Below are 12,932 nucleotides of genomic sequence, written 5' to 3' on the forward strand. Positions count from 1 at the left end.
TTCTCGAATGGGAGCGTTTTCTGACACACGTTAACCGAGTAATCCGCCGAATCGATCGTTGCCAGATCAGTGGACGGCCGCCTAGCAGAAACTCGGTGGCGGTGACACGCGTTGGTAATGTGTTTCTAAAGCCTTTGCTTCTTCACCTTCGGGGGTGACATTGAATGCGGTTAGCAACAGTTGGTTGTCATCGACAAGCTCAACGCGAGTCCTCCAACCCCACGCGGGCTGTCCTTGGCCGACATCGTATTGACCGAAGACTTCGAAGCCACGTTCGGTCGGTTGGCCTTGAGAAAACATCAATGCCTTGGACATGTGAAAACTGTCCAACCATGAACATTGCCATTGATTGGTGATCTCGTTGTATGCGAGCAATTCTTCACCCGATCGAGCCTTTCCGTTAATGCTCCCGCGGTACCGGTGCTTCAGAAAATGATCGTTGATCAATGGCTCAATGGTGCCGCCGATTTCAGATTCATCTGCCAATTTGTTCGGCTCAAACCAGGTTCGACAAAAACCATGCCAGCGCCCGGGCAGTCGACTCCAAAGTTGCTTGATCGCATCAGACATCCGGCGGGTTTCCTGTATCGTTGGGGGATCGTGAGTTCTTTAGTCGTGTTTAACCCGCCACATTCACGATTGTATGAGGGCGGGCACGCGAGCAGCCGGGGAGGCCGGTATCTGAGACGGTGGCTGTAGAGCTGACGGCCTGTTGTGGCTCAAAGGCAAGACTACAGTATTTTTCCGGTTCATATTTAGTCATCTAAGCCTTCGCGACGCAGCGTTAACCTAGCCCAAGCGGATACCAAGAATGCGATAACGGCGATCGGAATTCCGATCGCACCGAAACGCAGCGACCGAGAGATCCCGGCGGCCAATTGTGTGGGATCGACCGAACTTTGTGTCGACAGTTGACGAAAGGCCGCCATCATGGAAAGGGTGGTCCCAGCAACAGCGAACACGACGGCGATTAGGAACACGACACCCGAGACGAGTTGCATGCGTTTCAGGATCTGTTTCCGTTTTTCAAACGCGGCGTCAGAGACGTCTCGGTGATCGTCGTCGTTGCTGGAGGTTTGATACGGATTGCGGGGCATTGTCTTGCTGCACGATTGACGTCGGGAATTTTGACATTCCGCGCCACGCATGCTCTGATTGAGGCTCGAGAAGGAATGGGTGATTGCCAGGGCAATCGTTCGAGAACTGACTCTCCTTTCTAACATGGGGGCCGCGACGATGTTGCATTCGTCAGCCATCTTTCACCGTCAATTACTGGTCACGCTCGGTGTCGCTTTCGCTTGGTTTCCGATGTCCGGGGATGCTTTCTGCGGTGATACGGCAGCTCCGGTCAGTGACATCAGGCACTGTATGCTGGGTGAGGGCGGCCGCCATGTGATCGTCGGGTCGATTGAACTTCCGGCAGACGGGCTTTGGCAGATCCAGACAGATGAGCTGCCAATTTCCGTGCACGAATCGTACTTGGTTCCTCAGGATACCGCGCGGCTGCGGCAACTTGGAAAACGAATGTATGCGGCCCTGGAAGACCGTATTATTCAAGCGGGGCAGTGGCAGACACAACGCGGGTATGGACTCTGTCGCCAGTATGCGATCGACCACAACCATGTCGGTCCGCCTTCGTTGAAAGCGATCTATGAAGAAAACGACGCGACTCAGTCAATGTCGGGGAGTTGGGACAGAATGTCTTGGCGAATCCGTGATTTGGAGCACATGATCTCGAAGGAATCGATCGAAGGACCATTTATTCATTTGATCCCAAACGTCGATTTCAAATTTTCCGAACAAGCGGTGACCGAGAGTCCGTTGAGCAAGCGTCTTGTCGTTCCAAAGGAGCTTCGAAAAGTTTTAGCGTTTCAACTTCGCCCACTGATCGATGACGGAAAACACTGGGTCCTGTACACCGACGGGGCTTGTGAACGCGCTGAGATTGATCGTGAGCTGGTTGAGAAGCAACATGCCAAGATCCGGCCTATTCTATCTGGTTCGGAGTTCGAAGGGGCCGATCGTCGCGAGATGGTTTCTTACACCATTGTCATCATCTCAGATGAACGTCTTCAGTCCGTGTCCGACATTAAGATCGCCAACTCAATTTTACAGCAATCGTCGTTGGCCAGGCTCGATGTCACCGTTGTCAAAGAATCCAACACCGACGATATCGCACCGCTGGTCCGCCAAGCTCGCCAATTCGCATGGCAACCGTATGTGCTGGCCGGCAGCGGGGGCATTTTAGATGTTTGGAATCATACGCAAACCACCGAACAAGACACGAACCCGCGTCGCAGTCTTTCGATGTTTTCGATCCTCGGTGGCAGGGCGGCAATCGAGGAAACGCTGCAACTACAAAACCTGAACGTCCGAACAAAAGCAAGTGCGGGCAGTGTTGACCTCAATTCAATCAAGGGTGTCGAGGTTGAATCACACCCATTCGAGGAGATGTTAGCTGGAACGGAAGGCGGTCATCTCGAGCTTGCTTCCTTTGTTCCACATGATCGCTTTTTCATCTACATCGGAAAGCCGGATTCGCTTCCAGCGTTATTTGATACCGGCGCGCCTTTCATCGCCAGTTTGGGCACGATGATGTCGGGCAACTGCTTGCAGTACAACCTGGAAGCCCGCTATCTCGATCGACTTGGGGTGAATCGCGACTGGGTTGATGCGGTACTGTCGTCGGGAATGATCGAGGAGATGTCGGTCTTCACTCCTGATTTGTTTTTTATTGACGGAACCGATGTGACGGTCGTCGCGAGACTGAAGCAACCTACTTTACTACGACGGATGCTAAGCATGCTAGGAGTCACTGCGGGATCGACGGAAGAACTTGTCAAGCTTCCAACTTCGGGCGATCAGCCGGCGTTTGCTTCGCTCCGCGGCGATCTGCTTTTTCTTAGCAGTAACAAGCACGAATTGCGACGCGCCCTGGAACTGCAACAGAACGGTGGCGAAGGTAGTTTGGGCGCGAGTGCCGAGTTTCGCTACATGCTCACCCAATTGCCGGTTGGCGAACAAACACGATTGTATGCCTACCTATCCGATCCATTCGTCCGAAGACTTGTCGGACCAGAAACGAAGATCGGCCAGCGACGACGGATTTTGGCAAAAGCGCGAATGGAAGCGATCACGGCTAAGGGACTGCAAGCACGCTTAGATGGCCTGACCGATGTCCATTCAGTTGATGCCCTCGCCCGGCACGGTTATCTTCCCAGTGATTGGCACAGCGCCGGCGGCCAGAACGACAGCAGAGCAAACGCGAGTCATGAGATCCTGCCGAGTGGCATCGTTCGGTCGGAGCACTATGGGACGTTGCCCCGGATGAAAACGCTTCGGGATGTTCCGATCGAAAAGATCACTCCCGAGGAAGCGGAAGCATACGAAAGTTATCGCGAGAACTACTCGAGGTATTGGCGGCAATTCTTTGATCCGATCGCGATTCGCCTCAACGATACCGCGCCGGGCGAGTTGGAACTTTCCACCTTTATTTTGCCACTCGTTGATAACTCGATTTACAACGGACTTCGTCAAGTCTTGGCGCACCAAGACGATCAACAGTTTCTATCGGTACCAATCGTTGAACCGACGCCGGTACTGAAGTTCTCGATGAATCTTCGCGAGCAAGCATGGCAACAGATCGCCGGTAATTTCTCGGATTTCTTCGCCCACTATTCCGGTGTCAGTTCGGCAATGTTGGACGATCTTGGTCCCAGCGTCCACCTTGCGGTCTTTGATTCTGATCCGATCATTGCTGTCGGTAGCGGTGATGTCTTCGGGGCTTTCGGGGGCAACGTGATCCGTGGCGGGAACAGTATGACGATGGTTCCGGTGATGCTGTCGATGTTGACACGTCCTTGTAGCATCATTGTCGAAACGAAAGATCCCGAACGGACCGCCCAGTACCTTCGACAAGCCGCTCTCGCACGATCGATGGGGCGAGCTTCCAACAATGGTTTTGCGACCTCGTTCTACCAAGAAGACGACGATGATCGTTGGGTTTGGGTGATGGACATCATGGGCATGGTCAAGTTGCGGTACGGGATTGAAATCAGCGACCACTACATGGTGATCCGCAACATTCCTTGGTCCAGTGACGACCGTGTGGTTCGCTCTGAACCGGTTGATTTGAATGCGTCCTATCTGCAACTCAACCCCGTCGCTTGCCGGTTGCAATTACCAGGGCTTCATGCCGCCGCTGCCGACGCCAACCGGCGTGCGGTGATGTCCGGGATGGGACGCCTGTATCCGCTGATGTTGGCCGGTAGTGACAGCTTAGAATCGGCCATGGCTGAACATCAACGACTGTTTGGGTTCCATCCGCGGCAACTTCAAGGGGATCGATGGCGTTGGGAAAATCAGCGACTTTTCAGCGATGCATTCGGCCATCCGGTGCAGCAGCGGCAACCTCGGTACCAGCCTGATCAGCCCTTCGGCCTGATGAACCGCATCGAATCGATCCAATTAAATATGCAGTTCGAGTCTGACGGTTTGCGAAGCAATGTTCGCTGGCGGTTGAAATAGTGTTCGCGTTGCGTCACAACAGACTGTATCAACGCCGAACAATCGTCAGTTCGGCCGAATGTTGCTATTAGCGAATCACATCATGCCAACCGTTTTGGTCACCGGAAGCAGCGGTTTTGTCGGCAGTTGCGCGCGAACTGCGTTTGCGTCTGCCGGGTGGCATTCAATTGGGGTCGGCCGCCGCCCGACATCGCAGGATGACTATTTGCGTTGCGATTTATCAAAACCGTTTTCAGGTAATTTGGTCTCAGCCATCGAGCGATCCGATGTGGTTATTCATGCGGCGGCACGAAGTTCGCCTTGGGGAACCAAACGTCAATTTCGGCAAGCCAACGTCGTGGCGACAGAGAAGATCGTCGAAGCCTGTCAGGCAGCTGGTCAACCAAAATTAATCTTTCTATCGTCCTCTAGTATCTTCTATCGCCCCGAAGATCAGATTGGGATCGACGAGTCGACGGTGCCGGCCGAACCGGCCGTTAACCACTACGCCGCGACCAAGCAGATCGCCGAGACGATCGTGCGGCGATATGAAGGCCGGTGGACGATTCTGAGACCGCGAGCCGTTTACGGTAAAGGGGACACCGTGCTATTCCCGCGTATACTCGCGGCCGCGCAGGCGGGGCGGTTACCGCTGCTAACGCGCCCGGGGGATCCCGTCGTCGGCGATTTGATATCGATCGATCATTTGACCGACTGCCTTGTTAAAGCCGCTCAAGACGACACGATCGAAGGGGAGTTCAATCTAACCGACAACGCGCCCCAGGAGATCGTGTCGTTTTTGCTAGGCGTATTCGAACGCTTGGAGATTCCTCGACCGAAACGAGAAATTCCGGTTTCAACTGCGTTCCGATTCGCACACGTCCTGGAACTAATCTACGGAGGATTGATGCCCTGGCGGGAACCTCCGATCACACGGTTTGGAGTCCATGTGTTTGCGTACTCCAAGGTGTTCAAGGTTGACAAAATGCTCCGCGCGTTCGGCCAGCCTAAGCTCTCCACCGAGCAATCGGTCGAACGATTCGTCGAATGGGTCCAACACGACAACCCTTACGGACTGAAGTGATCTCGATCGATTGGGTTTGTAGCGGATTGATCTGCGTTTACCTTGGGCTATTGATGTTCAAGGTCATCGCTTTGGCACGGACGATGCGAAGGCAGAGTCAATGTGAAATTCAACGATCCGACCAAGTGTATGAGCCGGCACCAGAACTTGCCGAACGAATAGTCATCGTTCAGCCGATCCTGGGTGGTGACCCACGGTTGGAAGAAACACTGCGTTACAACGTAGAGTCGCTGCCCACGGACGTCGCATTCCTTTGGCTTGTCGACGAAGACGACAAGATTGGTTCTGAGGTAGCATCCAATCTTGCCGGAAGTCGCACAAATATCAAAGTCATCGTGTGTCCACCGGCTGCTGATGACATCAACCCGAAAACATTCAAGCTAGGAATCGCGCTGCAGTTGGCCGACCGGTCGCTCTTTGCCGTACTTGACGATGACACCACGATCGATATCTCGTCATTAAACGCAGCGGCGGAATCACTCTCCGAGTACGGCTTATACACCGGTTTGCCGCTTTATCGTCCGGCGGAGCATCTGTGGGGAAAACTGGTCACACAATTCGTCAACAACAATTCGGTCCTGACCTACCTTCCGCTTTTAAACTTTGCTGACCCGATGTCGATCAACGGAATGTTCTATGTCGTTAACACCACTGCGATGAAACGACACGGCGGATTCTCGACGATCCGTCACGAATTGTGTGATGACTATGCGATGAAAAAACTCGCGACGAATGCGGGCTGGAAGATCAGGCAAGGCATCACGTATCAATTCGTTTCGACCAGTGTGGAGACGTTTGGTCAGTACTGGGGGTTAATGCACCGATGGTTCTTGTTTTCGCTGCTGTTGGTCAAAGATCAGCGCCGACTGGTGCAAGCCGCACTGGTGACCTTGCTGGGGCTGCCTCCGATTTTACTGCTGGTGGCATCCATCTTGGCGATCGTTTCCGTTTGGGGCTGGAGCGTTTGGTGCGCAGGACTGGTTATCCGCCACGTCTTATTGGCTTATTCGCGAAAATGCGCGCGTACTCCGTCGGTGTACTTCAATCCGATACTTTCGGTTGTGTCTGAGTTGCTACAACCGATTCATATGATCCATGCCGTGCTTTCGTCGAAGATCCAGTGGCGTAGTCGTCGCATTCACGTTCGCAGCGGAATGTCGTTCCAAGTGATTGAGGACTGGGACCGTTGAAGCTGTTAGACCAACCACCTGTCACGCATTCGTTTAGCCCAGTTAAGATCGCGATCGTCACTGGACTAAGTCAACCGACGCACTGCAAGCTGAGCACGGACCAATCTCGCCTACTGCAATCGATCGAGGCTCCCGAATCATGGAAGGTGTATCGAAACTTCCCCTTTGTGGGCTCTCCTTCCGAAAGCAATTCGATCGAAAAGCCAGGCACGCCCAACTTGTTGGCGGCGAGTATTGCCAACGGGCGTCAGTTTCTATGCAGTCATCGTGCGAGTTACCGCAGGACTTCAGCGCCGCATTGGCAGGCACTTTTGTCGTCCACGCCACACGTATTGTTGATTCTCGGAAGCTGCGGAATGCAACTTGTCAATACGATCGATCGAGCCGCATTGAGCAGTGTGCGCATCGAAGCGTTGGCGTTGGGCCCTGTTTCACTGCGGACACCGCCATTCGAAGTCGAAACACTACGCGGGACTCGGGATTGGATCTCCGGGTTGTTCTATCGACACGTCGACTATCCAATGGAATGCGTCGGTCATATGGATTATTGGGCAGATGAAAATGTCAATCACATGGTGAGACATTGGGTATCAAACAGAATTTCAAGATTATCGGCAGCGGAAGTTACTACCCCAAACGTATCGTCACGGCCGAGGAAATCGACCGCCGGGTAAAACGGGCGCCGGGGTGGACTGAATCACATCTTGGCGTTCGTACCCGCCATGAATGTGTGGCCCCAGAAACCATGGTGACGATGGGATGTCATGCGATTGAGTCGGCGATCAATGACGCCGGCATAGGATGGGGCGACGTCGACTACGTGATCGATTGCAGTACCTCGAAGTTTCGTCCCATTCCCTGCAACGCGGCTCATTTTCAACAATCGATCGGGGCCGCGGCGAATGGCGTTCCATGTATCGATTTGCAGAGCACTTGTCTTGGTTCAATTTTGGCAGTTCAATTTTCGAACGCGTTGTTCACGACCGGTGCGTATCGCCACATTCTGATCGTTGCTTCAGAATCGGCGCTTCAAGGTGTCGACTGGTGTGATCCGAAGAGCGCGGGCCTATTCGGCGACGGCGCGGCAGCGCTTGTCTTGCGATATTCTCCAAGCGATCATGACTTGCTATTCGCCCACGAAACATTTGCCGAACATTTAGACCTTTGCAAGGTCGATGGTGGAGGCCATTTTCGACCCTCGTATCAGTATCGCTCGGATGACGATCGGGAGTATCGGTTTCAGATGGATGGCCGGAATGTATTTCGTGTGGCGTTGAGGCTGCTCCCGCCGATGGTTCAAAAGATGAAAGAGGCTTATTTGGAAACCAATGTCGACGGGATCAATTGTCTGCATGTCATCCCCCATCAAGCGTCTCCCAAAGCGGTTGAGCTGGTGCGACGTATCATCGACATCCCGAAAGATCGTTATCATGTTGCCGTTCGCGAAATTGGAAACATGGTTGCGGCAAGCATCCCAGCCATGATCGATCGAGTACGAAAATCCAATCTACTCCCCGAACAGGCACCGTTGATGTTGCTCGGTACCTCCGCCGGCTACTCGCAAGCGGCGATCATCTTTCATTCTTAGGTCGATCGATGAAACTTCAAAACCTACGTTTTCACAACGGTGGCTACTGCATCCAGAACTTGTACTTTTCGGGCGTTAAAAGTTTCCGTTACCGAAGGTTCTATGCCGTCTTTCTGCAGTTCGACCACCCGGTTCATGGTGCCTGTTTGATCGACACCGGATATGGACCGGCGATCCGCGAAGCGACTCGCCGTTGGCCGTTTCGGGTGATGCGTTGGTTGACACCGATTCCTCGCAATCAAGGGTTTTTTCGACCCGATTACCCGGCTGATCTGGGGATCGATGCCGAGCAACCGTTCACGATCTTTTTATCGCATTTCCATGCCGACCATATCGGTGCGACCCAATTGTTTCCCAATTCGACGTTCGTTTACCGCGATGCGTCACTGAGGCAGCTTCGGTCGATGTCACCAAGGCAGGAACTTGATGAAGCAACGGTGATATCGTTGTTGCCAGACGATTTCGAGCAGCGTGGGCGTACGATTGACGAGTCCTCGTTCACCAACAATCACAGCCTCTGCGAAGAATTTCCTTCGTTCGATTATTGGGGCGACGGAAGCTTAATCATGATCGACCTTCCAGGTCATGCGATCGGGCACACCGGTTATCTGCTGTCGACCGATCGAGGAACCTTGCTGTATGCCGTCGATGCATTTTGGGATCGATCGGTTTTCGAAGCCGATCGGCAGTTACCTTGGCTTTCAAAACGCATCCTTCACGACGCGGCAGAAAACCAAGTCACACTGGAACGTTTACGAACTCTTGTCGCACGAACCGGCGTGGAACCTCTGGCTTGCCACTGCCCGCAGACACAATCGTATGTCTAAACCGGTGACGATCGATTTCGTAGCACCGCCATTTGCCGGTCACCTGTTTCCACAATTAGAACTCGCTCGGGGACTTGCCGAACGCGGAGTCGGTCCTATTCGGTTCTTCAGTACGCCGGAAGCCAAGTCGGCCACCCTCGCCAGCGGCTTTGATCTTTTTCCCTTGATTAAAGATCGTAGTCACATCGTGTTTGAGATCGCCAACACCCAATCACCGATCGGGAGCAATCCCTTTAAGCTGCTCTCGCAATTCAAGCTAAATCTATCCTTGATGTCGCAATTGCGAGACGAACTTTCAACGTACTGGCACGATAGCCGCCCCGATCTCGTCGTCGCCGACTTCACAGTGCCAGTCGCCGGAGTGCTTGCGAAACAGTTGGGGATTCCTTGGTGGACATCGCTTCCGACACCGAGTGTGGTTGATACTGTTGACGGGACACCGGCCTACCTTGGTGGTTGGTTGCCGCCACGGACATCGCTTGGAAGACTTCGCGACTTCGCGGGGCGACAGATTATTCGCACATTTAAGCGGACGCTATTTCAGATTTACAGGACGCCACTTCGTCGGCTCGGCGTCGACCGCGTTTATCGAGACGATGGTTTCGAAGCAATTTACTCAGACGAACGGATCTTGGCGCTCGGCGTGCGCGAGTTTGAGTTCCCTAGGCAATGGCCGCCGTCGCTGCAGTTCATCGGACCTTTGACCGCCAGCCCTTCGCCCGAACATCAAGCTCCGGTGTTTATCGAAGGCAAACGGCACCTGCTGGTTTCATTAGGCACACATCTACTGTGGGCCAAGGAGAATGCTCGTACATTGATGAAAGAAGTCGCTGCCGAAGGCGATGACTGGGTCATCCATTTCACCGACGGGCGTTTTGGTGCGGAAACGAATTTGCAACAGGGTCGCTTCCACAACTATGGTTACCTGCCATACGACCGCTATCTCGATCGCTATGACGCGGTGCTTCACCACGGTGGGACGGGAATCACATACGCAAGCTTACGGCATGGAGTCCCGGCGTTGGTTTGGCCACAGGACTATGATCAATTCGATCATGCCGCACGATTGGTTTATCACGGACTAGGCTTGCGAGTGCGTCCGTCGGCGAACTTGATTCGCGAGGATCTCGATCATTTAGTCAGCGAGCCTCACTTTCGAGAGAACCTGGATACGTTTGCTGACATCATCGGACGTCATGCGCCGATCGATCAGGTGGCGGAATTAATCAAGCAGTTAGAGTCTGCGAAACACCCGCAGCAGGCTTTGTCGAATTAGCCGCGAAGAAAACTCCTTTCGTATTTGGTGGGATGATCACGACGAGGAACGCTCCCTCTCGGATTGTTCGAGCAGGCGTCGACGTTCGCGAAGGTAGTTTGATTGTTCATGTTGATAAGCGTCGGCCTTTTTCACGATGCGAAACATGTTAAAGACGCCAGCGGCAATGAAGATCAGGCCGAAGACGGGGAAGATTCCGATCACACCGGGAGCACCCGCCATTCGCCCGGCGCTGGTGATCCCGAAGGCCATGATCGTCCAAAACAAACCAAAAGCAACGATCAAACCACCACCGAACACCGCACCTCCCTTGGATGGTAAATGTTGGCCGCCGTGCTTATCGGTGACCATGTGGTTGAACCGTTGATGCTCCCACTGTTTATCGAGTCGTTCGATCGCGGTGCTCGATTTGATTTCTTTGATATCGCGAGCGATTTGGTCCGTCGTCGCACGCAAGTCTTCAAGGACTTCCGTTGAATAGCTGTTGCCGGTGTGTTGAATCGACAGTCGCGCATCACAAAATCCGCAAGTCACAAAGCGAGCGTTGGCGGCCACTTCCAGCGGTGCCCCACAGTGGTTGCAATTGAGCGGAATGACTTTCATTTCTTATTTTGTAGACGGACGGGGGCGAATGTTGGTTTGTGAAGCTCCGCTTGCCCAGGTTTCTTTTCCGGCGACATGAACGCGAACGGCCAGCAAACCCGGCTGTGCACCGTCGACCGGAATTGTAAAGGTACTGCTTTCCCCGGCGTGAACATTGGCGTGGGTTGATGCCAAGGTCACCTGATTGGGATCACGTGGCGATTCGCCAGGTTTAGGTTTGGGCGATTGCCCCAGCGGATGGTCCAGCATGATCGTACACTCGCCATCAATAGGGCTCGTCACGGTGACTTCGATGGGCGCGCCAAAATCGAAACCCGTTTCTGTTTTCACTTCAATCGGGCGTGGAGGATGAATCTTTAGCAGTGGATCGCCCAACAACCCATACAGGGCGGCGTGCTCGCGACGTTCGTCGGCAAGCGTTGTGCCGGCAGGGCTGACCAGCATTGCGATCGAATCGACCAGCGTACGGAAATGATTCTTTTCGGCGTCGTCCTTCGCTTCCAAACGTTTTTTGGCCGCCAGGAAAGCTTCGCCAATTGTCGTCGCCGGTGGACGATGCTCGGTCGTTTCGCCAACCGTTTTTGATGATCCGTAAATCGAATCGATCATCCCCAACGTCAGAATCGTATTGCCGTAAGGCATCGTGACTCGGTTTCCAGCGATCACCACGATCGGTCCGCACCGATGTAGCAATAAACGCTCGGAAAAACTATCCACGCCGGCATCGATCGCTCCGGTGAAACAGCACAGTAACAGCGCGATCGGCGCACTAGCGGGATCACACTGCAGGTTGCCGACCGTCGTTTTATCCAGCACCGGCACGCCAGTCGGGCCGGACGGCACGCGATCGAGTTCTTCGACCATACCGTGTCCGGCGTACACCCAAAAACGACAGCCTTGGGAGTATCGCTGTGTGATCGATTCGGTGAAGCGTTTGCGAGGATAAAAGACATGCCCGGGACTGCCGAAAGCGACCGACGTTTGTACGGTCATCGGTAATGATGCGGTCACGATCATTCGCGTGACCGATTCGATCGCGGCGTCGGCCAGCATCCCGAACCCGCCGACTCCGCCGACCAGTTGAACGCGCCGTCGCCAGGCGGAAAAGTTCAAGCTGTTTTCATAGGTCTTGATCCGTTCGATGAACTCACGGAGCTGATCGTCGGTTTGAACGGGAAGCCGGCCGACGGCGACATCAGTGAGTCCGTCGCCATTGATGTCACCATAGGGATGGTCGGTTGCCAACGTCGGCGTGCTGCCAAATTTCGACGATACCGTGGTCGCGACGTAGTGCATTGGCACATGGCGTCGTGGATCCGCGGGGGTTCCAATGACCGGCGCGTCGCCGACCAAAAGAATGGCTTGATCGGATAGCCGGGCGTGCTGGCGGATCGATTCGGTGAGCGATGCGGCGGAGTCGGAAGAACCGATCACACGAACATTGATCGATTGAGATTGTCGGTACCGCACCCATTCGCCAAGTGACTGGCGATAATGGTCCGGACAAACGACCAACACAGAAGCCTCCGGCGCCGAATTGACGTCGGCACCGGTTGGACGATTCTTCGTCGGCGGAACAGCCGCCGAGTTTGCGTCCGCGGAGCTTGCATCCACGGGGCCTTCCTTCACCGTCCTGGCGGTGCCCTGGGCGATCGCTAGCATAGGTGACATCGCGCCAACTATCGCCACCAAAACAGCAGTCAGTAACCCCGCGCAGCGAAGCGCCGGGTCGGGACGCGACAACGGTGAAACTGGATGGCGAACAATCAGCGAACGTTGCATGGGGCGATCCGTCAGGTTCAGAATTTGAACGATTATTGGTAGATTCCCAAATGGCAGGCGGTCCAAACGGCTTGCC

The 12,932-nt window shown here is 54.2% G+C and carries 10 protein-coding genes; 6 read left to right on the forward strand and 4 right to left on the reverse strand.

The annotated features are described in order from the left end of the window. Positions 1 to 81: 81 nt before the first annotated feature. Both FYC48_RS05930 and FYC48_RS05935 read right to left on the reverse strand, forming a co-directional pair. The gene (locus FYC48_RS05930) at positions 82 to 570 is read right to left on the reverse strand and encodes a DUF1579 family protein (protein ID WP_149495659.1); all 489 of its coding nucleotides are present in this window, start codon (positions 568 to 570) and stop codon (positions 82 to 84) included. Positions 571 to 755: 185 nt separating this feature from the next. Then, the gene (locus tag FYC48_RS05935) at positions 756 to 1,097 is read right to left on the reverse strand and encodes a MotA/TolQ/ExbB proton channel family protein (protein WP_160149348.1); all 342 of its coding nucleotides are present in this window, start codon (positions 1,095 to 1,097) and stop codon (positions 756 to 758) included. A gap of 139 nt (positions 1,098 to 1,236) precedes the next feature. Between FYC48_RS05935 and FYC48_RS05940 the strand changes: the two genes are divergently transcribed. The 6 genes from FYC48_RS05940 (at position 1,237) to FYC48_RS05965 (ending at position 10,471) form a co-directional block, all read left to right on the forward strand. Further along, a complete protein-coding gene (locus FYC48_RS05940; protein ID WP_149495661.1) occupies positions 1,237 to 4,527 on the forward strand; it encodes a hypothetical protein in 3,291 nt (1,096 codons plus the stop codon). An 82-nt stretch (positions 4,528 to 4,609) separates the two neighbouring features. After that, positions 4,610 to 5,590, forward strand: a complete 981-nt coding sequence (locus tag FYC48_RS05945) for an NAD-dependent epimerase/dehydratase family protein (RefSeq protein WP_160149349.1) — start codon at positions 4,610 to 4,612, stop codon at positions 5,588 to 5,590. Then, the gene (locus FYC48_RS05950) at positions 5,554 to 6,780 is read left to right on the forward strand and encodes a glycosyltransferase (protein ID WP_149495663.1); all 1,227 of its coding nucleotides are present in this window, start codon (positions 5,554 to 5,556) and stop codon (positions 6,778 to 6,780) included. The genes FYC48_RS05945 and FYC48_RS05950 overlap by 37 nt, the downstream gene beginning before the upstream one ends. Before the next feature lie 583 nt (positions 6,781 to 7,363). Beyond that, entirely contained in the window at positions 7,364 to 8,368 is a 1,005-nt protein-coding gene (locus tag FYC48_RS05955; RefSeq protein WP_149495664.1) for a 3-oxoacyl-ACP synthase III family protein, read from the forward strand. Between the two features lie 8 nt (positions 8,369 to 8,376). Next, complete coding sequence (locus FYC48_RS05960) at positions 8,377 to 9,195, forward strand: MBL fold metallo-hydrolase (RefSeq protein ID WP_149495665.1); 819 nt, start codon at positions 8,377 to 8,379, stop codon at positions 9,193 to 9,195. Next, complete coding sequence (locus tag FYC48_RS05965; RefSeq protein ID WP_149495666.1) at positions 9,188 to 10,471, forward strand: glycosyltransferase; 1,284 nt, start codon at positions 9,188 to 9,190, stop codon at positions 10,469 to 10,471. The genes FYC48_RS05960 and FYC48_RS05965 overlap by 8 nt, the downstream gene beginning before the upstream one ends. Positions 10,472 to 10,507: 36 nt before the next feature. Here the strand turns inward: FYC48_RS05965 and FYC48_RS05970 are convergent, their stop codons facing one another. Together FYC48_RS05970 and FYC48_RS05975 are read right to left on the reverse strand one after the other, a co-directional pair. Continuing rightward, positions 10,508 to 11,074 (reverse strand): hypothetical protein, encoded by a 567-nt coding sequence (locus FYC48_RS05970; protein WP_149495667.1) that lies wholly within the window; start codon positions 11,072 to 11,074, stop codon positions 10,508 to 10,510. Positions 11,075 to 11,077: 3 nt separating this feature from the next. Beyond that, positions 11,078 to 12,856 (reverse strand): C25 family cysteine peptidase, encoded by a 1,779-nt coding sequence (locus FYC48_RS05975; RefSeq protein WP_149495668.1) that lies wholly within the window; start codon positions 12,854 to 12,856, stop codon positions 11,078 to 11,080. Positions 12,857 to 12,932 lie beyond the last annotated feature (76 nt).

It is taken from the genome of Roseiconus lacunae (genome assembly GCF_008312935.1).
In the GTDB taxonomy this organism is placed as follows: domain Bacteria; phylum Planctomycetota; class Planctomycetia; order Pirellulales; family Pirellulaceae; genus Stieleria; species Stieleria lacunae.